The 26,997-nt window shown below is 69.4% G+C and carries 18 protein-coding genes; 13 read left to right on the top strand and 5 right to left on the bottom strand.

The window, feature by feature from the left end; translation table 11 throughout:
- The first annotated feature begins 352 nt into the window (after window positions 1-352).
- From mtrA to secA, 7 genes are all read left to right on the top strand, one after another.
- Window positions 353-1,027 (top strand): MtrAB system response regulator MtrA, encoded by a 675-nt coding sequence (gene mtrA / locus AC1MED_RS12820; protein ID WP_346959715.1) that lies wholly within the window; start codon window positions 353-355, stop codon window positions 1,025-1,027.
- Window positions 999-2,858 (top strand): MtrAB system histidine kinase MtrB, encoded by a 1,860-nt coding sequence (gene mtrB / locus AC1MED_RS12815; RefSeq protein WP_479783653.1) that lies wholly within the window; start codon window positions 999-1,001, stop codon window positions 2,856-2,858. The genes mtrA and mtrB overlap by 29 nt, the downstream gene beginning before the upstream one ends.
- A complete protein-coding gene (locus AC1MED_RS12810; protein ID WP_479783651.1) occupies window positions 2,855-4,573 on the top strand; it encodes an LpqB family beta-propeller domain-containing protein in 1,719 nt (572 codons plus the stop codon). The genes mtrB and AC1MED_RS12810 overlap by 4 nt, the downstream gene beginning before the upstream one ends.
- A 68-nt stretch (window positions 4,574-4,641) precedes the next feature.
- Complete coding sequence (locus tag AC1MED_RS12805) at window positions 4,642-5,613, top strand: ComF family protein (protein ID WP_479783650.1); 972 nt, start codon at window positions 4,642-4,644, stop codon at window positions 5,611-5,613.
- 143 nt (window positions 5,614-5,756) lie between these two features.
- A complete protein-coding gene (gene hpf, locus AC1MED_RS12800; protein ID WP_346959711.1) occupies window positions 5,757-6,476 on the top strand; it encodes a ribosome hibernation-promoting factor, HPF/YfiA family in 720 nt (239 codons plus the stop codon).
- A 29-nt stretch (window positions 6,477-6,505) separates the two neighbouring features.
- A complete protein-coding gene (locus AC1MED_RS12795; RefSeq protein WP_479783649.1) occupies window positions 6,506-7,762 on the top strand; it encodes a winged helix-turn-helix domain-containing protein in 1,257 nt (418 codons plus the stop codon).
- Between the two features lie 84 nt (window positions 7,763-7,846).
- Window positions 7,847-10,585, top strand: coding sequence for a preprotein translocase subunit SecA (secA, locus tag AC1MED_RS12790; protein ID WP_346959709.1), 2,739 nt, complete (start codon window positions 7,847-7,849; stop codon window positions 10,583-10,585).
- Between the two features lie 96 nt (window positions 10,586-10,681).
- Here secA and AC1MED_RS12785 read toward each other — a convergent pair whose 3' ends face one another.
- Together AC1MED_RS12785 and AC1MED_RS12780 are read right to left on the bottom strand one after the other, a co-directional pair.
- A complete protein-coding gene (locus AC1MED_RS12785) occupies window positions 10,682-11,155 on the bottom strand; it encodes an Rv3235 family protein (RefSeq protein WP_479783647.1) in 474 nt (157 codons plus the stop codon).
- 46 nt (window positions 11,156-11,201) lie between these two features.
- Window positions 11,202-12,056 (bottom strand): LysM peptidoglycan-binding domain-containing protein, encoded by an 855-nt coding sequence (locus AC1MED_RS12780; protein ID WP_479783646.1) that lies wholly within the window; start codon window positions 12,054-12,056, stop codon window positions 11,202-11,204.
- 144 nt (window positions 12,057-12,200) lie between these two features.
- On the opposite strand from AC1MED_RS12780, the gene AC1MED_RS12775 reads away from it, so the two are divergent.
- A complete protein-coding gene (locus AC1MED_RS12775; protein ID WP_479783644.1) occupies window positions 12,201-12,815 on the top strand; it encodes a hypothetical protein in 615 nt (204 codons plus the stop codon).
- A 10-nt stretch (window positions 12,816-12,825) separates the two neighbouring features.
- Here the strand turns inward: AC1MED_RS12775 and AC1MED_RS12770 are convergent, their stop codons facing one another.
- A complete protein-coding gene (locus AC1MED_RS12770) occupies window positions 12,826-13,041 on the bottom strand; it encodes a helix-turn-helix domain-containing protein (protein ID WP_346959705.1) in 216 nt (71 codons plus the stop codon).
- Between the two features lie 153 nt (window positions 13,042-13,194).
- Here AC1MED_RS12770 and AC1MED_RS12765 point away from each other — a divergent pair, with 153 nt between their 5' ends.
- The 4 genes from AC1MED_RS12765 to AC1MED_RS12750 are packed head-to-tail and all read left to right on the top strand — an operon-like array spanning window position 13,195 to window position 21,683.
- Window positions 13,195-13,836: a CpaB family protein gene (locus tag AC1MED_RS12765; RefSeq protein WP_479783643.1), complete on the top strand. Its 642-nt coding sequence runs from the start codon at window positions 13,195-13,197 to the stop codon at window positions 13,834-13,836.
- Window positions 13,836-15,224: a CpaE/TadZ family protein gene (locus AC1MED_RS12760; protein WP_479783642.1), complete on the top strand. Its 1,389-nt coding sequence runs from the start codon at window positions 13,836-13,838 to the stop codon at window positions 15,222-15,224. The genes AC1MED_RS12765 and AC1MED_RS12760 overlap by 1 nt, the downstream gene beginning before the upstream one ends.
- A gap of 58 nt (window positions 15,225-15,282) precedes the next feature.
- Entirely contained in the window at window positions 15,283-20,178 is a 4,896-nt protein-coding gene (locus AC1MED_RS12755) for an NAD-glutamate dehydrogenase (protein ID WP_479783640.1), read from the top strand.
- Between the two features lie 35 nt (window positions 20,179-20,213).
- On the top strand, window positions 20,214-21,683 hold the full coding sequence (locus AC1MED_RS12750) for a sensor histidine kinase (protein ID WP_479783639.1): 1,470 nt from the start codon (window positions 20,214-20,216) through the stop codon (window positions 21,681-21,683).
- 122 nt (window positions 21,684-21,805) lie between these two features.
- Here AC1MED_RS12750 and AC1MED_RS12745 read toward each other — a convergent pair whose 3' ends face one another.
- Window positions 21,806-22,054 (bottom strand): WhiB family transcriptional regulator, encoded by a 249-nt coding sequence (locus tag AC1MED_RS12745; protein WP_003804966.1) that lies wholly within the window; start codon window positions 22,052-22,054, stop codon window positions 21,806-21,808.
- Window positions 22,055-22,293: 239 nt separating this feature from the next.
- Here AC1MED_RS12745 and AC1MED_RS12740 point away from each other — a divergent pair, with 239 nt between their 5' ends.
- On the top strand, window positions 22,294-22,776 hold the full coding sequence (locus tag AC1MED_RS12740) for a hypothetical protein (protein ID WP_479783637.1): 483 nt from the start codon (window positions 22,294-22,296) through the stop codon (window positions 22,774-22,776).
- On the opposite strand, the gene AC1MED_RS12735 is transcribed toward AC1MED_RS12740, so the two are convergent.
- Complete coding sequence (locus AC1MED_RS12735; protein WP_479783636.1) at window positions 22,759-26,790, bottom strand: FHA domain-containing protein; 4,032 nt, start codon at window positions 26,788-26,790, stop codon at window positions 22,759-22,761. The two genes, AC1MED_RS12740 and AC1MED_RS12735, sit on opposite strands and share 18 nt — an antisense overlap.
- Window positions 26,791-26,997: the final 207 nt, after the last annotated feature.

Raw genomic sequence — 26,997 nt, 5'->3', positions numbered from 1 at the left:
CCGGCTGTCCCACTGCGGTTGCTGCGCGGGCGGGCCGTCCCACGGCTGCCGGCCGCGCTGCTGCGGCTCGTTAGGTTCCTGCTCAGACAAGCTTTTCCTCCCCAAGAAATTGCCCGCCGGACGCCCGCGGCCCGGGCACGGACGCCCTGCTGCCCGCAGGCCCCGGCGTGAGTCCGGGCCAGCTGTGCCCCCAGCCTATAGTTTCGGCGGCCGGCCGCAAGCCTTAGGCCGGTTCGCGGTGCGCGATTACCGGCGGACGCAGCCCGGCCGCCCCACGGCGGGCAACTCTCCGCGCCATGCCGGGGACCGCCCGAATACGACAAAGCCATTTCAATAGGGGAATATATAAGCTATGAAGGCACGGATTTTGGTAGTTGACGATGACGAGGCGCTGGCCGAGATGATCGGTATTGTGCTGCGCAACGACGGCTTCGACCCCGTCTTCTGCGCGGACGGCGGCCAGGCCCTGGAGGTTTTCCGCTCCTCCAAGCCGGACCTGGTGCTGCTGGACCTGATGCTTCCGGGGATGGACGGCATTGAAGTTTGCCGCCAGATCCGCGGCGAGTCCGATGTGCCGATCGTCATGCTGACGGCCAAGTCGGACACCTCGGATGTGGTCCGCGGGCTTGAGTCGGGTGCCGACGACTACGTGCCCAAACCCTTCAAGCCCGCAGAACTCGTGGCCCGCGTCCGGGCGCGCCTGCGTCCGGGCGACCAGAAGGCGCCCGAAACCCTGCGCATCGCTGACGTGACGATCGACGTCGCCGGCCACGTGGTGAGCCGCAACAGCGAACGGATCTCACTGACTCCGCTGGAATTTGACCTGCTCGTCGCCCTGGCGCGCAAACCCTGGCAGGTCTTCACCCGCGAGCTGCTGCTGGAGCAGGTCTGGGGCTACCGCCACGCGGCGGACACCCGGTTGGTCAACGTCCACGTCCAGCGGCTGCGCTCGAAGATCGAACGCGATCCGGAAGCCCCTGAAGTTGTATTGACGGTCCGTGGTGTCGGCTATAAAGCAGGCTCCTGAGCCGGCGGACGGCCACCCGCAGCCGGAACCCGGGCCCGCCGGGCCGCCGACGCCGCCCGCCGGGCAGAGTCCGCTTTTCCGCGCCCGCATCTGGGCACGTCGCGCCCGGATCGTCACCGCCCGCGTTCTTCGGCTGGTGCGCACCGGAGCGTCGCGCCTGCTGCCGGCAGCCAGGTACCTGTTGCGCGCCCTGCAGCGGCGCTGGCGCCGGTCCCTGCAGTTCCGCACCGTGCTGACCACCCTCATGCTCGCCATCGGTTCCTTCGCCGTGGTCGGCGCGTACCTGTCGAACCAGATCGCCAACAACCTCTTCCAGGAACGGCTGGCCCAGGCGGAGTCCGAGACCCGCTACAACGTCAAGCAGGTCCAGGACACGTTCGACGGCGCCCAGGTCACCGACCAGTCGAGCGTCATCACCCTGGTGTACGACACCTTGAACGCGGTCGAAGGCCGCGGCTCGGTGATCCAGCGCCGCTATGTCTTCGAAGCCATGCCCGAACAGACCAAACCCCGCAACCGGTGGGTAGAATCTCGGGCATCGGACCAGCTCACCATCAGTGTGATCCCTCCCGAGCTGCGCAAGGCGGTCCAGGACTCCGGCAAGGACCAGTTCTGGGCTTCCACGGAGTTCCCGGTGGGGACCGAGGACCGCCCCGGGATCGCCGTCGGTAACAAGGTGACCTTCAACGGAACCGTCTATGAGCTCTACCTCATCTATGACCTCAACACGGCGCAAAAGACCCTGGACGAGATCCAGAACGTCCTGCTGGCCGGTGCCGCAGCCCTGGCGCTCATGATCGGGGCCGTCGCCTGGTACGTCACCCGCAACGTGGTCAGCCCGGTCAGCCATGCCGCCGTCGTCTCCGAAAAGCTGGCCGCCGGCCAGCTGCAGGAGCGCATGGTGGTCAAGGGCGAGGACGAAGTGGCCCGCCTCGGCGCCTCGTTCAACCACATGGCCGCCAGCCTGCAGGAGCAGATCACCCAGCTGGCCACCCTGTCCCAGATGCAGCAGCGGTTCGTCTCCGACGTTTCGCACGAACTCCGGACCCCGCTCACCACGGTACGGATGGCCGCCGAGGTGCTGTACGACGCCCGCGACCAGTTCGACCCGATCAACAAGCGGTCCGCGGAACTGCTCTACAACCAGGTCGAACGTTTCCAGTCGCTGCTGGCGGACCTGCTGGAAATTTCCCGGTTCGACGCCGGCGTGGCCATGCTCGACGCCGAACCCACCGACATCGTCCAGCTCATCTCGCACGTGATCGAGGGGGTCGCCCCGGTAGCCGCCGAGTACGGCTCCGAGGTGACGCTCAATGCCCCCGCCGGCAGCATTATTGTCGAGATGGATGACCGGCGGATTGACCGGATCCTGCGCAACCTGGTCCTGAACGCCCTGGAGCACGGCGAGGGCCGGCCGGTGAACGTCTCGGTGGCGGCGAACGACACCGCGGTGGCCGTCGCCGTCCGGGACCACGGCATCGGCATGAGCGCCGCGGAAGCCGCCCGCGTGTTCGACCGGTTCTGGCGCGCCGACCCCGCCCGGGCACGGACCACCGGCGGCAGCGGCCTGGGACTCTCCATCGCCACCGAGGACACCAAGCTGCACAACGGCTGGCTGCAGGCCTGGGGCAACAAGGGACGCGGCTCCAACTTCCGCCTCACCCTGCCGCTGCGCCAGGGGGAAACCATCACCAGGTCACCGCTCCAACTGGAACCCGCCGACGTGGGCCCGGCCGGCGACCAGTCGGAACGGACGATGCTGCTGCTGGAGACGGCCGTCACCGATCCCCGTCCGGCCGCCGGCCGCGACGGGACGAAGGAGCAGTCATGAAAGGCACCGGGAAGTTCACCGGCCCCGCCGCGGCCCTGCTGGCGGTGATCCTGGTTCTGCTGACGTCCTGCGCCCAGATTCCGCGATCCGGGCCGGTGGGCAAGAGCACCGATGAGAGTGCCGGGAAGCCCAACAACGCCCCGGTCTTCTTCCCCGTGGCTCCTCGGGCCGGCGCAACCCCGGAAGCGGTGATCGAGGACTTCTATCTCGCGGGCAGCGGCTATGAGGACGACTACGCCGTCGCCCGGCAGTACCTCACCCAGGCCTCGTCGGTGCAGTGGAAGCCGGACCGCCGGGTGCTGGTGTTCCGCTCCGCCCGTGTCGTGCGCACCGCCGTCGAAAACGTCTTCAACTACGAACTGGACCTCGCCTACACCGTCGACGCCGACGGGGTCGCCACGGCGTTGCCGGAAGGGTCCAAGGAAAGCATTCCCGCGACGCTGACCAAGGTGGACGGTGAGTGGCGGATCGCGGAGATCCCGGACGGCACCGCCATCCCGGAACAGACGTTCAAGGTCATCTACGGCGCGTACCCCATCTACTTCTACGACCCCACGTTTACCTACGCGGTGCCGGATATGCGCTGGTTCATCAAGAAAAAGACCGTCAAGGCCATGGCCAGTGCGCTGCTCGGCGGTCCCGCCCCCTACCTCAAGGGCGCCGTGGTGAGCGCCTTCCCCTCGGGCATCAAGCTGGCCCGCGAGTCGGTTCCGGTGGTTTCCGGCGCCGCGCAGGTGGACCTTACGGCCAAGGACCTCGTGGAGGCCTCCAACAAGGACCGGCTGCGCATGCAGACCCAGCTCGCCTTGACCTTCCGCAGCCAGCCCGATGTCATCAACGTGGAACTGCGGGCCAACCAGGACCTGGTGCGGGTGGAAGATGACGGATCTGTGCTCCCGCCGGTGCGGGACGAGGACGTTCCGGCCCGCCAGATCGCCGTCAGCAACAACGACCTGGTCCGCTACGAGAACAACAAGCTGGGGCCGGTGCCGGACATCCAGTCCGTCCGGGCCCTGGCCCCGCGCCTGCCCGCCGAATCCCCGGTCTCCCAGGCCGTGGCGTTCCTGAACCGGGGCCACAGCACGCTGTACTCGATCATCCCTGGCCAGCCGGCACGCGCGCTCACCACGCGGGCCAGCCTTTCCCGGCCGTCCTTCGGCCGCTACGACTGGGTCTGGACCGCCGGACCCGGCGGCAACGGGACCACCGAGGTCCTGGCCTACCGACCCACCGGGGTCGCGGCGGGGGCATCCGTGCCCACCGTGACCCTGGCGCCGCCATGGCTGGCCGGCCGGAGCGTCAAGGAATTCAGGGTCTCGCGGGAGGGAACCCGGGCCCTCGTCATTTCAGAGCTGAACGGCAAGACCTCCGTCCAGATCACCGGAATCGTCCGGACCGCCGACGGCACCCCCCGGGACCTCACCGCGCCCATCACCCTGCTGACGGCCCGGGCCCCGGACCGCGGTGTCTGGGTCAACGACACGACCGTAGCGGTGATGAAGAGCTCAGCCAGCGGTAACGTCACTCCCGAGCTGCTCTCCCTGACGTCAACCGCTCCGCAGGAGCTGGCGCCCTGGCCGGGGCTGACCGCGCTCAGCGCGGGCAACGGGCCGGCGGAGATCTTCGGGCAATCCACGGAAGGGATCTTCCAGCGCCTGGGCAACGGTTGGTCGGCGCAGCTCAAGGGCGCCATCGACCCGTCCTTCCCGGGCTGACCGGCTGCCTGTCCACATAGCGCCGGTGACCCCTGCCGCGCCGGGCACGGCGCGCCCAGCCTTGGATGGTGACTAAACTCCGGCGCCGCGCCCTTGACCGGATCGCTGACCGGACCCCTGACCGAACCCCTGACCCGGACGTCGCCCCGCACCCAGGAACGGCGAAACACCGCGGCGGCTACTCCCGGTGGCCGGCGCGGGTCGCGGAGTGGGCCGCCGCTGCCGCCGCGGAGTTATTGGCGCTCGCCGTTCCGGTGGAATGCGTCTGCTGCGGAGCGGAGGACCGGACCCTCTGCGCCGCCTGTACCCGGCGCATCCGCCAGCTGACGCGCCGGCCGTTCCGGGCCGAGGGGAGGGCTCCCGCCTTGGTGGACATGGACGGCTCCCTCCTGCTGCCGGTGGTCGCGGCCGGCATCTACCGGGCGGAGCTGGCGCAGTCGGTGCTCTCCTTCAAGCGATACGGCCAGCGCCAGCTGGCCGAGGAACTGGCCGCGGCGCTCGTCAAGGCCGTCGGTGCCGCTGCCGGCCAAGCGGAGCGGATCGTGCTGGTGCCCGTCCCCACCAGCAGCGCGGCCTTTCGACGCCGGGGGTTCAGCCCGGTGCACCTGCTGCTCGCCAGGGCCCGGCGGAATCCGGCGCTGGACCGGGCCGACGTCGCCAATGTCCTCCGCCGGACCCGTCCCGCGGCGGCCGCTCCCGGCAGCCGCAGCACGGCGGCGCCCGGCTGGCCCGGCGGGCAGAAGGGCTTGGGCCGAGCGGCCAGGGTCCGGCAGGTCCGCGGTTCCATGCGGGTCAAGGGCGCAACGCGCCGGGCGCGGCTGGTCGGTGCGCCCTGCGTCCTGGTCGACGACGTGCTCACCACCGGTGCCACGCTGGCCGAAGCGGCCCGGGCGCTGCGCGCCGCAGGCGGCGTTGTCCGCGGCGCGGTGGTGCTCGCGGCGACACGCCCGCCGGACCAGTACGACTTTGCCGCGGCAATCCCCGCCGCTGGCGGGAACCACGGGCGGGAGGAAAAAAATAAACAAAAAAAAGATGAATAACAGGGGGCTATGAACTAACGTCGAAGATGGGTACCAAGAACAGATGTACCTGTCGATAGCGGCTCGGAAAGGGGCTCGACTGTCAGTCAGATCAGCCCCCGGAAGCGCCGCTGTCGTGTCACCGAAGTCATTTGGAGGGCACCATGGAGTTCATGATCAGCGGACGTAATTTGACGGTTTCCGACCGGTTTCGCGAATACGCCGACGAAAAGATCTCAAAGATCGCGTCCCTGGGGGACAAGGTCCAGAGGGTCGATGCGAAGGTCACTAAGGAGACCAAGGCCCGCCAGACCGCCGAACTGCTCACCGTAGAGCTCACAGTCCTCGGACGAGGTCCCGTGATCCGCGCCGAAGCCAGCGCGGCAGACAAATTTGCCGCCTTCGATCTCGCCTACAACAAGCTTCTTGAACGGTTGCGCCGGGCCAAGGACCGCAAGAAGGTCCACCACGGCCGGCACACGCCGAAGTCCGTCACCGAGGCGACGGCATCCCTGGAGCCCGCGAGCACCAGCGAGCCCATCTATGAGGAAGCCAGCCGTCCGCCGCAGTCCGCGCCGGCAGAGAAATCGCCGTACGAGCTGGAGAATGACATCCCGGCCGGGGACTCGCCGGTGCTGATCCGCCGGAAGGTTTTCCCTGCAGCGTCCCTCTCGCTCGACGACGCCGTCGACAATATGGAACTCGTGGGCCACGACTTCTACCTGTTCGTGGACAAGGAGACGAAGGCCCCCTCGGTCGTCTACCGCCGGGAAGGCTGGACCTACGGCGTCATCAGCCTGGACCAGACCTGCGAACCGGGCGAGGCTACGCTGGAAGAGAAGATCATCGCTTATCGTTCAGAGGATGAGCCTGCCAGCGCCTGAGCTGGTGACCATCCAACGAAGGGACTGACGTGCACGCATCGCTGAGCCTCAATCAGGCGCGGCGGATCGCACTGGCAGCCCAGGGATTGGACAAGGTCCGGCCCGCCGCACCCGTGAGCGCACGGGCGGTGGGCCGTACCTTTGCCCGCCTCCACCTGGTCCAGATCGATTCGGTCAACGTGCTCTCGCGGAGCCACTACCTGCCGTTCTTTTCCCGGCTGGGGAACTACGACCGCGCCATCCTGCACCGCATGGCGGAAAAGCACCCGCGGCGGATGATGGAGTACTGGGCCCACGAGGCCAGCTTCATCCGGCCCGAGCACTTCCCGGACCTCGTGCTGTGGCAAAAGCGCAAATGGGTCGGCGCCCACGCCATGGACCCGGAGCTGCGCGGCGAGGTGGCACAGCGCGTGCTGGAGGTTTTGGGCGCGGGCCGGCCGCTGACCGCCGCCGAACTCACCGCCAGGCTGGGCCACGTGGAGGACCGGCCAAAAGACAACTGGGGGTGGAACTGGAACGCGGTCAAACGGGTCCTCGAGCACCTCTTCGAGGAGGGCCTTGTCTCGGCCGCGTCACGGACCGGGTCCTTTGAACGCCGCTACACATTGACCGCCAGGGTCCTGGCGGCCTCGCTCCCGGACGGCCGGTCGGAGCCGGCGCAGGCGGACCCCGCCGCAGGCCGGGAACCGGACGCCGCGGCGGCCATGGTCCGGCTGATCTACGCCGCGGCGCAGGCCCACGGGATCGGCACCGTGCGGTGCTTCGCGGATTACTTCCGCACCCCGCTGCGCGCCGCCGCCACCGCGGTGGAGCAACTCGTGGAGGCCGGGCGGCTGGAGCCGGTAACGGTCACCGGCTGGAACAGGCCCCTTTACCTTCACGCGGACGCCGGGTTGCCCCGCGCGGCCCGCGGCCGTGCACTGCTCAGCCCCTTCGATTCCCTTGTCTTTGAACGACGCCGGCTGGAGGAACTGTTCGGCTTCCACTACCGGATCGAGATCTATACCCCGGAAGCCAAGCGCCGCTACGGCTACTACGTGCTGCCGTTTCTGCTGCGCGACGGGATCGTGGCGCGCGTGGACCTGAAAGCAGACCGGGCGACCGGCAGCCTGCTCGTCCGCGGCAGCCATGCAGAGCCCGGCGCGCCGGTGGACACCGCCGTCGAACTCGCCGAAGAACTGCAGCTCATGGCAGAGTGGTTGGAGCTGGACCGGATCGTTGTCGCCCCCGTGGGGGACCTGGCGCCGGCGCTTGGGCGGGCCGTGGCCGGCTTGCCTCCGCTCTGAGGGAACAGGCGCGTCCCGCCCTGCGTCTCTCCCGTAGACTAAACACGCCGGAATTCGGCAGCTTGAGACTGGGAGCAATTTCACGTGGCATCACTTATTGAAAAACTTCTCCGCACGGGTGACAAAAAGACCCTGCGGCAACTGCGGAACTATGCCGATTCCATCAATGCCCTGGAAAGCTCCTTTAAGACCTTCACCGACGCCGAACTGCGCGAAGAGACCGACCGTCTCCGTGCCCGCCACACCGACGGCGAGAAGCTCGACGACCTGCTGCCCGAGGCGTTTGCCGCCGTCCGCGAGGCATCGTCCCGCACCCTGGGGATGCGCCACTTCGACGTCCAGCTGATGGGCGGCGCCGCCCTGCACCTGGGCAACATCGCCGAAATGAAAACCGGTGAAGGTAAAACCCTGGTGGCCACCGCTCCGGCCTACCTCAACGCGCTCACCGGCAAAGGCGTGCATGTCATCACCGTCAATGACTACCTCGCCGAGTACCAGTCGGATTTGATGGGACGCGTCTACCGCTTCCTCGGCCTGACCAGCGGCTGCATCCTCTCCAACCAGGACCCCGCCGTCCGCCGCGAGCAGTACGCCTCGGACATCACCTACGGCACCAACAACGAATTCGGCTTCGACTACCTGCGCGACAACATGGCGTGGGACAAATCCGAACTGGTCCAGCGCGGCCACCACTTCGCCATCGTCGACGAAGTGGACTCCATCCTCATCGATGAAGCCCGCACCCCGCTCATCATTTCAGGACCCGCGCAGGGCGACACCAACCGCTGGTACAGCGAGTTCGCCAAGGTCGTGCTGCGGCTGCAGCCCGAGACCGACTACGAAGTCGACGAGAAGAAGCGCACCGTCGGCGTCCTCGAGGCCGGCATCGAGAAGGTCGAGGACTACCTCGGCATCCATAATCTCTACGAATCCGCGAACACCCCGCTGATCGGCTTCCTGAACAACGCCATCAAGGCCAAGGAACTCTTTAAGCGGGACAAAGACTACGTCATCCTCGACGGCGAAGTCCTGATCGTGGACGAGCACACCGGCCGTATCCTTGCCGGCCGGCGGTACAACGAGGGCATGCACCAGGCGATCGAAGCCAAAGAAGGCGTCGAGATCAAGGCCGAAAACCAGACCCTCGCCACGGTCACGCTGCAGAACTACTTCCGCATGTACGACAAGCTCGCGGGCATGACCGGTACCGCCGAAACCGAAGCCGCCGAGTTCATGAGCACCTACAAGCTCGGCGTTGTCGCCATTCCCACCAACCGGGACATGCAGCGCATCGACCAGCCGGACCTCGTCTACAAGAACGAGACGGTCAAGTTCGACGCCGTGGTCAAGGACATCGCCGAGCGGCACGAAAAGGGCCAGCCGGTCCTGGTCGGCACCACCAGCGTCGAGAAGAGCGAATACCTGTCCCGGCTGCTGGCCAAGGAAGGCATCCGCCACGAGGTTTTGAACGCCAAGAACCACGCCCGTGAGGCGTCCATCGTGGCGCAGGCCGGCCGCAAGGGCGCCGTCACGGTCGCGACCAACATGGCCGGCCGCGGTACCGACATCATGCTTGGCGGCAACGCCGAGTTCACCGCCGTCGCCGAGCTCGCCAAGCGCGGACTCGATCCGGAGGAGAATTCCGAGGAATACGAGGCCGCCTGGCCGGCTGCGTTCGAGGCCGCCAAGCAGTCGGTCAAGGACGAGCACGAGGAAGTCCTCAACCTCGGAGGCCTCTACGTGCTCGGCACCGAGCGGCACGAGTCCCGCCGGATCGACAACCAGCTCCGCGGCCGCTCCGGCCGCCAGGGCGACCCGGGCGAGTCCCGCTTCTACCTGTCGCTGACCGACGACCTGATGCGGCTGTTCAACTCCGGCGCAGCCGAGCGGCTCATGAACAGCTCCGTGCCGGACGACGTCGCGCTCGAATCCAAGCTCGTCTCGCGGGCCATCGCCTCGGCCCAGGGCCAGGTGGAGGGCCGCAACGCCGAACAGCGCAAGAACGTGCTGAAGTACGACGACGTCCTGAACCGCCAGCGCGAGGCAATCTACGGCGACCGCCGTCGGATCCTGGAAGGCGATGACCTGCACGAAAAGGTCCAGTACTTCCTCGAGGACACGATCACCGCGTTCATCGACGAGGCGACCGCCGAAGGCACCGGTGACGACTGGGACTTCAACCTGCTCTGGTCCAACCTGAAGACCCTGTACCCGGTCAGTTTCGCACCGCGCGATGTGATCGACGAGGCCGGCGGCAAGTCGCGGATCACGGCCGACTTCCTGAAGGAGGAGATCCTCTCCGATGCGCGCCTGGTCTACCAGGCCCGCGAGGAGCTGATCGGCTCCGAGAGCATGCGCGAACTTGAACGGCGCGTTGTCCTCTCCGTGATCGGCCGCAAATGGCAGGAACACCTCTACGAGATGGACTACCTCAAGGAAGGCATCGGCCTCCGGGCGATGGCCCAGCGCGATCCCCTGGTCGAGTACCAGCGCGAAGGGTTCATCATGTTCCAGGCCATGATGGAGGCCATCCGCGAGGAGAGCGTCGGCTTCCTGTTCAACCTGGAAGTCGAGGTGACCCCGGCGCAGGACGTTGTGGTGGCCGACGCCGCGGGCCAGCACACGGAGCACCTCGAGCCGCAGATCCACGCCGCCGGCCTGGAAGCACCGGAGCAGCCGGCCCAGCTGCAGTACACGGCGCCGGGCGAGGACGGGGCAGCCCAGACGCGGGTCGAGGCGAAGTCCTCCGGCCGTTCCGGCAACCCGGCGAAGGCCGCAGCCCAGGAGTCGCCGCGCCGCGCGAACAAGAAGAAGCGCCGCTAACTCCGACGCGCTGACAGCAAAAAAGCAGGGCCGGAACGACAGTTCCGGCCCTGCTTTTTGTATTGACCTCCTTTCCCTCGTTCCTGGCGCGAATCCTCAGCCGATCTCCAGGACGGTGACCCGCCAGACCAGCCTGCTGCGCTCCAGCCGCAGGGCGACGGCGCGGACGCGCAGTTCGTCGGCCACCACGGCGCTGGCCTCATAGACGTCCTCGGACACCCGGAAGGCGCGGACCGAGCGGACGGCCGGGTTCCGGTGCAGCCGGCCGGCTGTCGGGGAGGTGCCGGACGCAACACGGCGCGTCAGGGCGGCCCGGTGCTGCAGCGCGGCCAGGCAGCGCTCGTCCAGCCGGCGCGCGAGCTGCTGGGCGGGGCGCGTGCCGGCGAGGACCTCGATGGCGGCCTGCACGGTGGACCGGCAAATCGCGCATACCTCGCGGTCCTGGTCCACGACCCGCAGGGCCGGTGCCGGACCGCGCGGCCCGGAGGGCCCGGGGACCGGGCAGGGCCCCGGCGGCGCGGCCGGGAAAGGGACAGCGGCGCCTGCGCGGATGCCGGTTACGGAACTCATGGGTCTTCCTTTGCTGTCGTTCGATGGGGGTACGGGTGGGCGGGTTTCAGGGATTGGCCGGCAGCCGAAGGACCTGCCCGGGCAGCAGCAGGCCGGGATCGCTGCCGATGAGCTTCCGGTTGGCCTGATAGAGCCGCGGCCAGGCCAGGGCGATGTCGACGTCGGACGCCAGCGGGCCCAGCTCCGCCGCGCAGATGCTCCACAGTGAGTCCCCGGCCCGGACGGTGACCTCGCCCGCGCCCGCGGCCGGCTTTTGCTGACGCTGCGGGAGGGGCGCCAGCGCGCGGGGGTCCACCGGCGGCGGCCCCGGTGTCCAGTGCGGATCCGCGCCAAGGGTCCGGGACCTGGCGGAGGGGACGGGCATCGGTGCGGGCTGGGGTGAGGGGGCGGAAGCGGCCGCCGGACCAGGCGCCGGCACCGGCGCGCCGGCAGCCGGTACGGTACCGCCCACGGCGCCGCCCGTGGGGGTCCACGCCGCGGCAACGGCCGGCGGGGTGGGCGGTGCCGGCGCCCCTGAACCGGGACCGGCGTAGGCCAGCGGGGCCGTGGCGAGCTGCAGCCCGACGGCGGCCAGGGCCAGCCGGCGCATGAAGGCGGGGCTGAACCGGCCGGCGGCCACTGCGGCGCGGCGGCTGCCGCTGCGTTCGAGCAGCGCGGCCGTGACAGCGATCAGAAAGGACAGCACCCACCAGGCGACGATGATCAACCCGGTGGTGTTGGCGGCAATTGCCAGGTGGTCCTCGAAGGAGAGGGACTGGCGCCGCGCGGCCGAGGAGTGCAGGCGCTGGGTGAGCTGGGCGCCCGACCCGGCGAGGAAGGTTCCGAGCAGGAGGATGAGGAACGCCAGGGCGGCGTCGGTGCCGGGCCCGTGCCCGCCGCGGGAAAGTTCCGTGGTGTCCATGACTGCCTCCTCCTTGGGCCCGGCCGCCCGCCTGCACTGTGGCTGGGACTAAGTTTGATGTGTTTTGATGCGGTTTGATGCGCTTAGGGTGTTTTAAGCGAGTTTGGTCCCGTTAGGGTGGTTTGTCCAGAGCTGAACGAAAGAATGTGGATTGACCGCCGCCGGGACCACCCCTACGCTGTCGCCATGCGCTGGGACGATCTGTTTGCAGACCTGGAGGCACAGCTGGCTGCCGGCGAACGCACCGACCTCGACGTCGAAGTCGGTGAACGGGCGCGGGTGGAAGCCGCAACGGTCGAGCTGGCGGACCGGCTGCGGGGTTCGGTGGGCCTTCGGATCGGCGTGCACCTCGGCTCCGGGACGGTGTACGAAGGGACCCTGAGCCACGCGGGCAGCCAGTGGCTGGTCCTGGACGAGGAGCGGCACCAGTTGCTAATTCCCCACGCCGCTGCGGTTCGGTACGCGGGCCTGTCCGGGCTGGCGGTCGGCGCGGGTGCGGAAGTCCGGCAGCGGCTCGGACTGGCCAGCGCACTCCGGGGACTGGCCAGGGACCGCGCCAGCGTGGCCGTGATGGTGTCCCGCGGGGCAGCGGGGGAATCCGCTCTGCACGGGGTCATTGACCGGGTCGGGCTCGATTACCTGGACCTGGCCGTCACCGGTCCGGGCGAGGAACGGCGCCCGGCCAATGTCCGCGCGGTGGCAACGATTCCCTTTGGCGCCCTTGCCGGGGTGAGATCGGCACGCGGCGCCGACGGGTAGCCGGACGGACTCAGTTGCCCCTGGCCCGGGCCTCCTCGATCATCCGGCTGGCCTCGGCGTAGCGTTCCTGGATGTACTGCTCCAGCATGGTCTCCTCAACCCGCCACTGGCCGCGGCCCCCCACCTGGATGGCCTTGAGCTGGCCGCTGCGGACAAGGGCGTAGGCAGCGGGGGAGTTGATCTGGAGCTGCTCGGCAACGTCGGCGAGGGTCAGGAATCGGGGCATGGCACCATTTTGCCACCAGTGGCGGCGTTTGGGGCCGTTATCCACAATTTGTTGCTGTTTGCCTAGGTCTCTTCCCGCCGGGGCACCAATTCGTGACAATAGGGGTGTCCGGCGCCCGCAGCCCGGGCTGCAACTACAGGGGGAGCAGGACGCATGAGTGTGAGCACGGTTGCCGGCGGCGCCCGGTTGAAAAAGCCCTCGTGGAAGGACCCGCGGCTCCTCGTGGGGATCCTGCTGGTGCTGGCCTCGGTTGCCGGTGTCGTTTCGCTCGTGGCTGCGGCTGACCAGACCACGGAGGCCTTTGCGGCCAGCGAACCGATCGCAGTCGGCGAGAAGCTCACCCCGGACAAACTCCACCGGGTCAAGGTCCGGCTGGGTGACGTCGAAGGGCATTACTTCACGCCGGAGTCGGGCCTGGCTGACGGGTTGGTGGCGGTTCAGCGTGTCGGCAAGGACCAGCTCCTGCCGCGCGAGAGCTTCGGCCGGCAGGACGGGCTGGACCGCAAGCCCGTCGCCATCACCATCGATGAAGCCCTGCCGCCGCAGGCGGTAGCCGGCTCGCGGGTGGATGTCTGGGTAGCGCTTCCGGACACCAGAAACGGGTTCAGCGAGCCCACACTGCTGCTCCCGGGGGCCGAGATTGCGCAACTCACGCCGGGAAGCACAGCCCTGGGGTCGCAACGCTCCACCGTGGTGATGGTGCTGGTCCCGGACGGGCAGATGCCGAAACTGCTGGGGGCGCAGGCGAACAAGGCGAACATCTCCGTGGTCTGGAATCCGGGCGGTGCGCCCTGATGGGCATTCCGGTGGTGACGGTGGGGCGGACCCGTGACGACCTCGTCGGCGGGCTGGAGCGGCTTCATGGGCCGGTGTCCGTGGTGCGCCGCTGCGGCGAACTTGCCGAGCTGCTCGCCGCGTGCCAGACGGGGCTGGCCCGCGCCGCCGTCGTCGCGGAAGGCAGTGCGGAGCTCACTGCCTCCCTCGTGGACCGTCTCTCCGCCGTCGGGGTGGCCGTGGTAGCGCTGACCGACAGCCCCGAGGAAGCCGCCAGGTTGCGGGGGATCGGGGTGACGGCCGAGGTCTCCGGGGTCGAACCGGCCGCGCTCGCCATCCTGATTGCAGCTGCGGTGGCGCAGCTCGCGGGGGAGCGGCCCGGACCGCCGGCCACTGCCTTCGCCGACCATTCCGCGGCGCTTCGCAGATCCGCCGGCGCGGCGGACACGGTAGAGGGTAGTGCTGCAGCGGGTGGTACAGCAGCGCAGCGTGCCCGGGACCGCAGGCCGGATCCCGGGGCAGCCGGGGCAGCCGTCGGCGGCAAGCCCGCGACCGGCAGGATCATCGCCGTCTGGGGCCCGGCCGGCTCGCCCGGCCGGACGCTGCTGGCAGCCAACATCGCCGGTGAACTGGCCGCGGAAGGCAAATCCGTGCTGCTGGTCGACGCCGACAGCTACGGCGCCAGCGTCGCCGCGGTGCTGGGGCTGCTCGACGAGGCTGCCGGACTCGCGCAGGCCTGCCGGCTGGCGGACCAGGGGCTGCTCGACGGCGCCGCGTTGCTCCGGATCGCCGCACCGGTGGCCAGCCGTGCCGGGACCTTCCGGGTCCTCACCGGCATCACCCGCGCCGACCGCTGGACCGAACTGCGCGCCGCGGCGCTGACGCTGGTCTACGAACGGGCCCGGGAGGTCGCCGACGTCACGGTGATCGACGCCGGCTTCTGCCTCGAGGCCGACGAGGAGCTCAGCTTTGACTCGATGGCGCCGCGCCGCAACGCCGCCACGCTGCGCAGCCTGGAGCTGGCGGACACCGTCTTTGCCGTCGGCGCCGCCGACCCGGTGGGGGTGCCGAGGCTGGTGCGCGGCCTGGCTGAACTGGCGGCGGCCGTCCCGCAGGCATCCCCGCGGGTCATCCTGAACAAGGTGCGGGCCGCCGCCGTCGGACGCTCCCCGGAACGCCAGCTTCGCGAGGCGTGGGCGCGCTACGGCCCCGCGGTGCCGCTGGAGGCGTTCCTTCCGGCGGATCCGGCAGCGTGTGACGCAGCCCTGCTGGCCGGCTCGCTGCTGCTCGAGGCCGCGCCCGACTCGCCCCTGCGCAGGACCCTCGCCTCGCTGGTTTGTGCACCTGTCCAGCGAAATCGCAAAGCCTCTGTTCTTTCTTCCACAGCAAAGGCCGGCCTAAGGGGCTAGGCTCGCCATGAGGGCCGCAACGGTGCGGCAATGAACTTTTTGATGGAGGCGTTTGTCGATGTCGTCTGGGTCCAGCGTGGAGGATCAACCCGTTTCGATCGGTGCCGGTGAAGGGTACTTCGCGGACTACTACGAACATCTCGCCGAGGAGGACGCCCGCGCCTACGGCGAAGATGTCCTGACCGCCCGGTCCCAGACCCACTTGCAGGCGGCCGCCACCCGCCAGCCCGGCGTGGCGAACATTTCCATCTCCGACGAGGCCGAAGCCAGCGTCATCTACATCGTCACCGATGACATGCCCTTCCTGGTGGACTCCGTCAACGCCGAACTCGTCCGGCAGAAGTCCCCGATCCACCTCGTGATCCACCCCCTCTTCGTCGTCACCCGCAACCGCGCGACCGGCCAGCTGGTCAAGGTCGCCCGGGTGCCCTCGCACCTGGGGATCTCCAGCGGCGACACGGCGGCGATGCCCAACCTGTCGCACCTGATCGCCCAGGGCGACAACGCCTCGCACATGGAATCCTGGATCGCTGTCGAGATCGACCGGGTCAATGATGCGCAGCGCGCCGAGCTGATCGAAGGCCTGACCCGGGTGCTCGGCGACGTCCGGGCCGCGGTTGAGGACTGGCCGAAGATGCGCAACAAGGCGCACGAGATATCCGACGCCCTCGACAAGGTGGCCAACTCCGGCCAGATCGCCGAGCTCCGCCAGGCGCAGGAACTGCTCCGCTGGCTCGACGACGGAAACTTCACCTTCCTGGGCTACCGCGAATACGACCTGCTGAACGAATCCGGCGAGGACGTGCTGGAACTGCGGGAAGACAGCGGCCTCGGGTTGCTGCGCAACGGCGCCGACACCCGCCACCAGATCCAGCACCTGACCGAAACGGGCCGCAAGAAGGCGCGCGAGAAGCGGGCACTGGTGATCACCAAGGCCAACTCCCGCTCCACGGTGCACCGCTCCGCCTACCTCGACTACATCGGCGTCAAAAGCTTCGACGCCGCCGGCAACGTCAACGGCGAACGGCGCTTCATCGGCCTGTTCGCCACGACCGCCTACGCCGGCTCCGTCCGGGACATCCCGGTGGTCCGCGAGAAAGTCGACGCCGTGCTGCGCGATGCCGGGTTCCCGCCGGACTCGCACTCCGGCAAGGACCTGCTTGGCATCCTTGAGACCTACCCGCGCGATGAGCTCTTTCAGATCGAAATCCCCGACCTCGCCGCCATCACCACCGGCATCCAGCGGCTGCAGGAGCGCCGCCGGACCCGGCTGTTCCTCCGCCCGGACATCTACGGCCGGTTCATGTCCGCGCTGGTATACCTTCCCCGCGACCGGTACACCACCAATGTCCGGCTGCGCATCGAGCAGGAGCTGCGGGAGACTTTCGACGCAGTCTCGATCGACTATGAGGCGCGGATGACCGAATCCGCCCTCGCCCGGCTGTTCTTCCGGATCCGGCTTCCCAAGGATGCCGACGTCAGCCACGTCAACAGTGACGAACTGGAGAAGCGGCTGGTCCGTGCCGCGCGCTCCTGGAGCGAGGGCATCGCCGAGGTCTTGCGCGCCCGGGCCGGCGCCGACGGCGAGAACGGTGCCAAGGACCTCGCGGCGGTCTGGGCCGAGGCGTTCCCCGCCGGCTACCGCGTCGACTACGAGGTTGAGGACGCGCTGCAGGACATCGCCCGGTTCGAAAAATATGGTGCCGCCGCTCATGGTGCCGCCGCCCAGGGCGCCGCCTCCGAAGGCGCGGCCGAGCCCGCCGTCGAGCAGCCCGGCGTGCACGTCTACCTGCCCGAGGGCGCCGGCGCCACCCTCGAGGAGGACGCCCGGGTCAAGCTGTACATGCTCGAACCCAAGAGCCTGAGCCAGATTCTGCCGTACTTCCACAACCTTGGCCTCGAGGTCCTGGACGAACGCCCCTTCGAGATTGAGACGGCCGACCACCGCGACTTCTTCCTCTACGACCTCGGGCTGAAGTACCCGGCCGGGGTGGACCCGGAGCGCACCGGAGCCCTGCTGGGCGAGTCCTTCGGCGCGGCGGTGTCCGGCGCCGTGGAATCGGACAGCTTCGACCGCCTGGTGCTCCGCGAAGGCATGCACTGGCGCCAGGTGGTGGTGCTGCGCGCCTACGCCAAGTACATGCGCCAGATGGGCAACACCAATTCCTTCGAGTTTATGGCGGACACCCTGCTGGCCAACCCGGACGTGGCCCGGGGACTGAACGCCCTTTTCGCCGCGCGCTTCGACCCGGCGCTGGCCGCCGGCGACCGCGAACAGCGCCAGGACGAGGTCCGCGCCGGCCTGGACGCCGCCATCGAGCAGGTGGCCACGCTCGACGCCGACCGGGTGCTGCGCACCTTCAAGAACCTGATCCAGGCCACGCTCCGGACCAACTTCTACCAGGACAAGACCCACGTCAGCTTCAAGCTGGACCCCTCCGGCATTGACGGGCTGCCGTTCCCGCGGCCGATGTACGAGATCTGGGTCTACTCGCCCCGCGTCGAGGGCGTCCACCTGCGCTTCGGCAAGGTGGCCCGCGGCGGGCTGCGCTGGTCTGACCGCCGGGAGGATTTCCGCACCGAGATCCTGGGCCTGGTCAAGGCCCAGACGGTCAAGAACGCCGTGATCGTCCCCACCGGAGCCAAGGGCGGCTTCTACGCCAAGCAGCTTCCGGATCCCGCCGCGGACCGCGGCGCCTGGATGGCCGAGGGGATCGAAAGCTACAAGACCTTCATCCGCGGCCTGCTGGACATCACCGACAACCTGGTCACCACCCCGGAGGGCGAGACGCTGGTGCCGCCCGCCGACGTCGTCCGGCACGACGGCGACGATTCCTACCTCGTCGTCGCGGCGGACAAGGGAACCGCGTCATTCTCGGACATCGCCAACTCCCTCGCGGCCGAGTACGGCTTCTGGCTCGGCGACGCGTTCGCTTCCGGCGGCTCCGTCGGTTACGACCACAAGGCGATGGGCATCACCGCCCGCGGCGCCTGGGAATCGGTCAAGCGGCACTTCAGCGAGCTGGACCTGGACACCCAGGCCGAGCCGTTTACCGTCGTCGGCGTCGGCGACATGTCCGGTGACGTTTTCGGCAACGGCATGCTGCTCTCGCGGCACATCCGGCTGCTCGCTGCGTTCGACCACCGGCACATCTTCCTGGACCCCAACCCGGACGAGGCGGCCTCCTTCACGGAGCGGCAGCGGCTTTTCGAGTTGCCCCGCTCCTCCTGGGATGACTACGACAAGTCGCTGATCAGCGAAGGCGGCGGCGTCTTCGCCCGCCAGGCTAAATCCATTCCCGTCTCCGCGCAGGTGCGGGCGGCGCTGGGACTGCCGGAGGGCACCACCCGGCTCAGCCCGCCGGAACTGCTCCGTGCGATCCTGCTGGCCCCGGCCGACCTGCTCTACAACGGCGGCATCGGCACCTACGTGAAGGCGAGTACCGAGACCAACGCCGAGGTCGGGGACAAGGCCAACGACTCCATCCGCGTCGACGGCCGGGAGCTGCGCGTCAAGGTGGTCGGCGAAGGCGGCAACCTGGGCATGACCCAGCGCGGCCGGATCGAGGCCGCGCTGCAGGGCGTCATCCTGAACACGGACGCGATCGACAACTCGGCGGGCGTGGACTGCTCCGACCACGAGGTCAACATCAAGATCTTCGTGGACCGGATGGTGGCCGCCGGCAAGCTGGACCCGGCCGAGCGGGCAGAGTTCCTTGCCTCGATGACGGACGAAGTGGGCCGGCTGGTGCTCGAGGACAACATCGACCAGAACATCCTGCTGCTCAACGACCGCATGCGGGTGGCCGAATGGAGCCCCAGCTACGAGCGGCTGATGGACTGGCTGGAGAAATCCGCCGACCTCAAGCGTGAGCTGGAGGCGCTGCCCACCACCGAGACGCTGCGCGAGCGCCTCGAGCAGGGCCAGGGGCTGACCTCGCCGGAACTCTCCGTCCTGGCCGCCTACGCCAAAATCGAACTCGCGACGGCGCTGCGCGACGGCGACCTCGCGGAGGACCCGTGGTTCCGCGAGACGCTCCGCGCCTACTTCCCGAAGCAGCTGCGGGAACGGTTCGACGCCGAACTGGACACCCACCCGCTGCGCCGGGAGATCATCGCGACCGTCGTTGCGAACGACATGATCAACCTGGGCGGCATCACGTTCGCGTTCCGCGCCATGGAGGAAACCTCAGCCACCGAGTCCGCCGTCGCCAAGGCATTCGTCGCCCTCCGCGAAGTTTACGAGCTGGACATCATGGTGGCCGAGCTCAACGAGCTGCCGGCGTCCTTCCCGACCGAGCACTGGAGCACCGTCCACCTGGACATCCGCAGGCTGCTGGACCGCGCAGTCCGCTGGGTCCTGAGCCAGGGCAACGCGGCACGGCCTATCGCCGAGATCGTGGCCGAATTCAAGCCGCTGATGGATCCGATGCGGGCCCGGCTGCTGGACTACCTGCGCGGCGACGACCGCGAGCGGGTGTCGCAGTGGCTGGAGAAGGCCCGGAGCTGGGAACTCCCCGAGGACCTGGCGCATCGCTGGGCCGAGCTGTTCGAAAGCTTTGTGCTGCTGGACATCGCCAAGATCGTTCACGTCAGCTCCGAGCCGGTGGAGAACATCGCCCATGTCTACTACACGGTCTTCAACCGTTTCCACGCCGATTCGCTGCTGGAGCGCATCACCAAGCTGCCCCGGAAGGACCGCTGGCAGGCGCTGGCCCGGGCGGCCCTGCGCGATGACTTGTACTCGACCGTCTCGGACATGACGACGGCGGTCCTGGAGGCGACGTCGTCGGATCTCCCGGCGGAAGAGCGGCTGGCGGCCTGGGAAAGCCAGAATGTGGAGCAGCTGGGGCGGGCGAAGAGCATGTTCGACGAGGTGAACGCGCTCGAGGCCGATGACATGGCCTCACTCTCGGTAGCATTGAGGCTCTTGAGGTCAATCGTCCGACGCTAGGGTCTGCCGGCCCCCGCGTCGCAAATGGAGGTGCTGTGGCAATCTTTACGGACCCTATCAGGGAGCATGCTGATTTCGGGCCGGGGGATGCCGAGTGGCTGCACCTGCTCGTGGGGGACTGGCAGATGGTCGCCGATCTTGCCTTCGCCGACCTTGCCTTGTGGTTTCCGCACCCGGAGCTCGGCTATGTGGCGCTGGCCCACGTCCGCCCCTCCACCACGCACACGGTGTTCCACGCCGACTTCGTCGGGGAGGGGATCCGCTCAGACCTGTTGAGGCTCGTGGACAAGGCGTGGGAAAGCCGGACCATCGAACGCTCCAACGAGACCAACTGGAGCAGCGACATGGCGATGCGGGTCGAGGCCGTGCCGATGGTCCGCAACGGCCGGACGCTCGCGATCGTGACCTCGCACATGGACCTCTCCAGCTCGCGGATGCCGTCGCGGCTGGAGTTGACCTACCGGCAGTGCGCCTATGACCTGCTGCGGATGGGCACCCTCGGACTCTGGCCCGACTTTGCCTCGCCCACCGGATCGCGCCGCGGCGCCCCGCGCGTCGGCGACGGCCTGATCCGGCTCGATGCCGAGGGGATCGTGCAGTACGCAAGCCCCAACGGCGTCTCGGCGTTCCGCCGCCTCGGCGACGGCGAATCGCTGGAGGGCCGGTCGCTGGCCGAAGTCACGGCGGGCCTGCTGCGGGACCGCCGCATGGTGGACGAGACGCTGCCGCTGGTGGTCACCGGGCGCATGCCGTGGCGCAGCGAGATCGAATCCCGCGGCGTGAGCCTTTCGCTCCGGGCCATCCCGCTGCGGGACGAACAGCAGCGCTTCGGGGCGCTGGTGCTCTGCCGCGACGTCTCGGAGCTGCGCCGCCGGGAGATGGAGCTGGTCACCAAGGACGCCACCATCCGCGAGATCCACCACCGCGTGAAGAACAACCTGCAGACCGTGGCGGCGCTGCTGCGCATGCAGTCCCGCCGGATGGTCAGCGACGAGGCCAAGCAGGGGCTCGAACAGGCGATGCGCCGGGTCGCGACCATCGCCCTGGTCCACGAGACGCTCTCACAGGGTTTGACCCAGAGCGTGGACTTCGACGAGCTGATCGGACGCCAGTTCCGCCTGTCCGCCGAAGTCGCCTCCCCCTCCCAGCAAGTGAAGACGCAGCGCTCCGGATTGTTCGGCGAATTGCCCAGCGATTTCGCGACGCCGCTGGCCCTCGTCATCAACGAACTCGTGACCAACGCCGTCGAACACGGGCTCGAAGGCAGGGCGGGGACGGTCTGGCTGCTCGCCGACCGTTCCGAAAGTGAGGACGGGGACGAACTGCTCACCGTGACGGTGGCGGACGACGGCGTCGGGCTGCCGGCCGGGTCCTACACCGAAGGCCTGGGGCTGCAGATTGTGCGTACCCTGGTCACCAGCGAACTCGGCGGGAGCATCCAGTGGAGGCCGCGCGAGGGCGGCGGAACGGCTGTGCAGGTGGTCCTCAGCCTCGCCACCCGCTGAGCGCTCCCAGCGCAAAGCCAGCGGCAAAGGCAACGGGCACAGGCAAACGGCACAGGCAAACCAATGGCCCCGGACCAAGTGGTCCGGGGCCATTGTTGATGTCTCGCCCGAAGGCGGGGGGATCAGGAAGCGCGGCGGGCGCGGGCCGCGCGGCGCTTTAGGGCGCGGCGTTCGTCTTCGCTCATGCCGCCCCAGACGCCCGCGTCCTGGCCGGATTCGAGGGCCCACTGCAGGCAGGTGTCCACGACGGGGCAGCGCCGGCAGACGCTCTTAGCTTCCTCGATCTGCAGGAGGGCGGGGCCGGTGTTTCCGACGGGGAAAAACAGCTCCGGGTCCTTGTCAAGGCACGCTGCGCGGTTACGCCAATCCATGCTGATCAGTAACTCCATTCCTGGGAATTCGTTAAATGCCTCTTGTGAAATTATTCACTAGAGGCTTCATAAGAAAGGGGCCCTGTGGGCCCCCTCGGTCATCTGGATTAAGCGTGTCATGTTAACGCTGTGTAAACAAGGGGTATTTGCCGTACAAATGCCGCCAAATCGTGAGCGATGCATCACATTGGCTGGCGGTACCCCCACATCTGCTCGACTATGTCCGGTAGGGTGCCAGTGTGTCAAGACCCCCAGTAGACCCCGCCCAGCCCGCTGAGCCGCACCCGGGCGGTCCAGTACCCGGCGCACCGGGGCCCGCTCCCGTGGCGAGGCCTGCCGGAATCACCGTCATTGCCGTCATTACGGCGCTGGAGGCGACGGCGCTGCTGGTGGCCGCCGGTTGGTATGGTTTCCAGCTGCTGACCGGAGCCCCCGTCCTGTCCTTCTGGGGCGCGGTCTTCACCCTGGGGCTCCTGCTGGCATTCTCTGCGTGGCTTTTCGCCGTGGGCTACTTCCTCTTCCGCGGCTACCGCTGGCCCAGGGCCGGCGCGCTGGTGGCCCAGCTGTTTATGCTCACCATCGGCTTCCCGACGTTGACCGGCGGGTACCCCGCGGCCGGGCTGGCCATGCTGCTGCCTGCGGCCCTGGCGATCGTGCTGCTGTTCGACAAGCGGGTCATTGCCTTTGCATCCCGGCCGGGCGGCTCAAGCCGCGCCCTCTAGCGACTCCGGGCCCCCGGAACCGCGTTGCGCCGGCGGCACCTCGATCGCCAACTGCACGGCCGCGGGCCGGCCGTTGACCACAGCGACGGCCCGACCGGGCGGCGGGCTGTGCTCCGGCTCGAACCGGATGCCAAAAAGATCCGCATCGGCCGCGGCGCGGGGGGCGATCATGATCCCGCAGCCCTGGCCACGGACCTGGAGCGCCAGCGGCACCCGCTGCTGGAGCATCGGCCGGTAGCCTGCGGTCAGCACCACAGTCCAGCCCAGGCCGTTGAGCTCCACCAGCTGCATGTTGGTGTCCATGCCGGCGAGGTCCAGGTCATCGGCCAGCGCGATGGCGCCGCGGTCGAGCTGCCCGGCCCGCGCCCGCGCCAGGACGGCAGACCAGTAGTCCTCCGGCCGGGCTCCGGGCCCGGGCCGCAGCCACTCGACGGCAGGATTGAGGCCGGGCAGCGCACGAAGCAGGGAGGTTTTGCCGGCTCCGGGTCCGCCAAGCACGGCCAGGACGGTGCCCGGCGGCAGCGGGAGGCCGGCCGGGCCGGGTTCATCCCCGCCCAGCCCGACCCAGAGCCACCCGGGAGCCGGCGGAGCCGGGAGCTCCGGGCCGATCCGGGCCCGGACCTCGGAGACGGTCACTACCGCGGGAAGCGGCTCAACCCGGAACGGCCGCACCGTCAAGGGCCCGGAGGGGCAAGGCCGCGTCCCTGCCTCCGGCGGCTCGCACAGCTGCGCCGCGTGCGCGGTGGCCCCGGCGAACGCGCCGGCTGCGGCCACCCTGCCGGGCAGGGCCGGAACTTCCGGCAACCGCGGCCAGCCGTGCCGGCTTTCCTCCGTCGATCCGGCCGGAAAGAAGATGCGGTTGGGAAGCGCCGCAAAAAACCGTGCCACCACGAGTTCGCGCCCGCCGGAAACGATGGCGGTCACGCCCGCCCCCGGGCCGTCCCGGATGATGTCGTTCACGAGGTCCTCGGCCCACGCCAAGGGACCGGACCGGAACGCCGAGACCCACGACCCCCAGTGACTCAGCACGAGGACCAGCGGCGGGGCAGGTGCCGCTCCCGGAGCGGCCAGCCGGCTCCGGACTTCCCCGGCCACCCGCTCCAGCACCCGGACGGCGCGGCGCAGCTCATCAGCGCCCGCCCAAGCACCGACCCGGGACGAGCACGCCGTGCGGCGCAGCGAGCCGTCGGCGTCGAGGATGTACAGATGGGATTCGACGTCGTCGCCTAGCAGCTGTTCCACTGCCAGTTGGCAGGCCGCCGCGGGTCCGGCGGACGTGCCGCCGTGGACGTCGCCGATGAGGGCAAGATGGCCGTGCCCCCCTGCGTCCCAGCGAAGTTCGCGGAGTTGCTGCTGTTCCGGCACGTCCACCATCCCCAGCAGCACGCCGGGCGCGGCCGCAGTAGCGGCCGGTCCGGTTCCGCGCCGGGGAAAAGGCAACCGTACGGGCAGCGGCGGGGCAACAGGACGCCGGGGGAGCGCGCCGCCCCGCCCGGCCCACAGTCCTGACGTCAGCCGGACCAGCGCGGCAGCTGCTTCGGTGGTGGTGGCCGGAACGGGAGGCCCCGTCGCGTGTCGGAGCGGTGCGCGCTCCCGGTTCTTCAGCCGGGCCGCGGCCGTCAGGACGGTGACGGCCTGGCCGACTGCCTGCGGTGCGGCTGCCAGGACAGCGGTCTGGAATTCCTCGGGTGCCGCGCTGCCGCGCAACAGGTAGGCCCGCCCCGGGCTGTCCAGCGGAATGGCCGCGGCGAGCCGGGAAGCCATGACGTCGGCGGACTCCAGCTCCGACTGGACCCGCAGCACCACGCTGCTGGTGACATTGGCGCGGATGTCTGCTGAGAGTGCCCCCTGGGCGCGCTGGGTGGCCATGACGAGGTGGATCCCCAAGGACCGTCCGATTGCCGCGATCCGCATGAGTTCCCGCAGTGCGGCGGGCGCTTCCTCGACCAGCATCCTGAATTCGTCGATCACCAGGACCAGCCGGGGCAGCGCCGGCACCCCGGAGGTTTGTGCCGGGTAGGAGGCCAGGTCCGGGACGCCGGCCGCGGCCAGCAGTTCCTCCCGGTACCGGACTTCCGCGCGCAGCGACGCCAGGCTGCGTTCCACCTCGTGACTGGCCAGGTCGGTCAGCATGCCGACGCAATGCGGCAGACCGGTCAGCGGTCCGAGCCCGGAGCCGCCTTTGAAGTCCACAAAAAGCAGGTTGAGCAGGTCCGGCGGGTAGCTGGCCGCCAGCCCGGCCACGAGGGTGCGCAGGAACTCGGACTTTCCGGATCCGGTGGTCCCGGCCACCAGCAGGTGCGGCCCGTCCGACTCCAGGTCCAGGTAGAGCGGACCCGCTGCCGCCCGGCCGACCGGAACAGGCAGTCCCCGCCGGGGCTGGCCGCCGGCCGCGGACCAGCGCCGCTCGATCTCTCCGGCCGAGAGCGGCAGTAGCCCACCCAGCCGGCACTCGTCCGGGACGCGCCCCGAGCCTGCCTCCGGCGCGGGCTCCGTTCCGCCCGCCCTTCGGCAGAACCGGTCAAACACCTCGGCCGGCACAAGATCGGGAGTGAAGACGGTGCTGGTGGTGCCGGTGGTGAGCAAGGCCCCGCGCCCGCCCAGCACGACCGTCTGGCCGGGACCGGTGTGAGAGGCGGCAGCACAATCGAGCACCTGCCAGCCGCAGCCGGCCGCCGCAGCGCAGAGCGCCGCGGCGTGGTCCGTCCCGGGCAGCACGATCAGCACGCCCCGGTCCCAGCCCGGGCCGGGGCCGGCCGCAAGGTCCGCTGCGGTCAGTGACCCGCTGGCGGACAGGGACACCTGTGACAGGAAGCGGGCCGCGAGCGGCAGTGACCGGACGGGACCGTGCAGCAGGATCCGCGTCCGGCGCGCCCGGGGGTAGCTCGCCAGCTGCATGACCAGGAAACGGACCAGCCCCGCGAGGGCCTCTTCCGGGCCGCGAAAACCGGCCGGTGCCGCGGGGTCCAGGCACACCGGAACCGGTCCCACGGAAGGGGCCTGGAATGCGGGGTCGTGCGGAACCAGGCTGATGCGCGCAGATTCCCGGGCGAGGCCAAGCCGCAACCAGGCGGGACCGCCGTCGGGTCCGTCCCGGGCCCCGCCGGAGTCCGGGGCCCCGGCGTTGATCGCCAGGTCCGCTGCGGTTGGGGCGGCCCGCCGCCGCCGGTCGCGGTCCTCGTCGACGGCGGCGGCGATGGCGGCCTTCAGCTCGCGCCGCCGCCTCCGGCCGGACAGCGCCGGTACCAGGACCGACACCGCGGACAGGGCCGAGAACGCCAGGAACATCCACAGCCCCGTGCCCACGGCCAGCGCAACGCCCACGGCCAGCGGGACCACGGCGGTCAGCACCAGGGCCGCGCGGTTGCCGGCGGGACCCGGATTCGGGATCCGCAGCGGTTCCGAGGTGTCACGGCCGGCATCGGAGCCGCCGGGCCCCGCCGCCGGGCTTGGCCGGGCCGCGCGGCCGCCGCGGAACACCAGGCCCAGGGTGGACTGGCCGCAGCCGATGACGGAGTCGCTGGAAACCCGCACGCTGGTGACCGGTTTGCCATCGACCGTGGTGCCGTTCGCGCTGCCCAGATCGACAAGTGTGACTCCCGCATCGGTCACCTGCAGCAGCGCGTGTGCGCGGGACAGCTCCGGGTCCGGGAGGAGGAGATTCGTCCCGCCCCGGCCCACGCGGTAGCTGCCGCGGCGCAGCGGCAGCAGCGTCCCGGCCGCCGGTCCGCTGAGCACAGCCAGCAGGAGGGCGGCTCCGCCGTCGGACGCCGGGCCGGCAGTGGCGCCGTCCACCAGAACCGCACCGCTGACCAGCGGGGCGTCCCCGGCGGCCAGGGTGCCCAGCGGTACGCCGGCCACCGTCAGGCCGCTGGTGCCGTACTGCCGGGCCACTGCTGCCTCCAGTTCGCTGCCCGGGCAGCCGACCGGCAGCTCGACGGACAGCTCTACCGGGTCAGCTTGGATTCCTGGCGCGGCGCCCGGCCCGCGGACCAGGGTGCAGTGCAGTAACACCGGGAGGCCCCCTTCTGCTCAGACGTGTACTCAAAACAGGCTAGGGACCCGCCCGGCGCCGGTGGCAACACAATCCAGCCATGTGGATAACGCCCGGAGGTGGAAAAGTGCCGCCGTAGCGGGCAGGCCGGGCGCAGCAAGGGGCCGGGGGCCGCCGGCGGCGCAGCGCCCGGGGCGCCGCGATTCGTGGCTCCGGCGAAACGCTCG

Source organism: Arthrobacter sp. BI5 (genome assembly GCF_056680065.1).
The sequence above is the reverse complement of the archived record's forward strand: the minus strand, read 5'-3'. Positions and strand labels throughout refer to the sequence as shown.

Coding starts and splice junctions, on each gene's coding strand:
- mtrA (WP_346959715.1), top strand. CDS start 353: ATGAAGGCACGGATTTTGGTAGTTGACGATGACGAGGCGCTGGCCGAG.
- AC1MED_RS12810 (WP_479783651.1), top strand. CDS start 2,855: ATGAAAGGCACCGGGAAGTTCACCGGCCCCGCCGCGGCCCTGCTGGCG.
- hpf (WP_346959711.1), top strand. CDS start 5,757: ATGGAGTTCATGATCAGCGGACGTAATTTGACGGTTTCCGACCGGTTT.
- AC1MED_RS12785 (WP_479783647.1), bottom strand. CDS start 11,155: ATGAGTTCCGTAACCGGCATCCGCGCAGGCGCCGCTGTCCCTTTCCCG.
- AC1MED_RS12780 (WP_479783646.1), bottom strand. CDS start 12,056: ATGGACACCACGGAACTTTCCCGCGGCGGGCACGGGCCCGGCACCGAC.
- AC1MED_RS12775 (WP_479783644.1), top strand. CDS start 12,201: ATGTGGATTGACCGCCGCCGGGACCACCCCTACGCTGTCGCCATGCGC.
- AC1MED_RS12770 (WP_346959705.1), bottom strand. CDS start 13,041: ATGCCCCGATTCCTGACCCTCGCCGACGTTGCCGAGCAGCTCCAGATC.
- AC1MED_RS12765 (WP_479783643.1), top strand. CDS start 13,195: ATGAGTGTGAGCACGGTTGCCGGCGGCGCCCGGTTGAAAAAGCCCTCG.
- AC1MED_RS12760 (WP_479783642.1), top strand. CDS start 13,836: ATGGGCATTCCGGTGGTGACGGTGGGGCGGACCCGTGACGACCTCGTC.
- AC1MED_RS12755 (WP_479783640.1), top strand. CDS start 15,283: ATGTCGTCTGGGTCCAGCGTGGAGGATCAACCCGTTTCGATCGGTGCC.
- AC1MED_RS12745 (WP_003804966.1), bottom strand. CDS start 22,054: ATGGATTGGCGTAACCGCGCAGCGTGCCTTGACAAGGACCCGGAGCTG.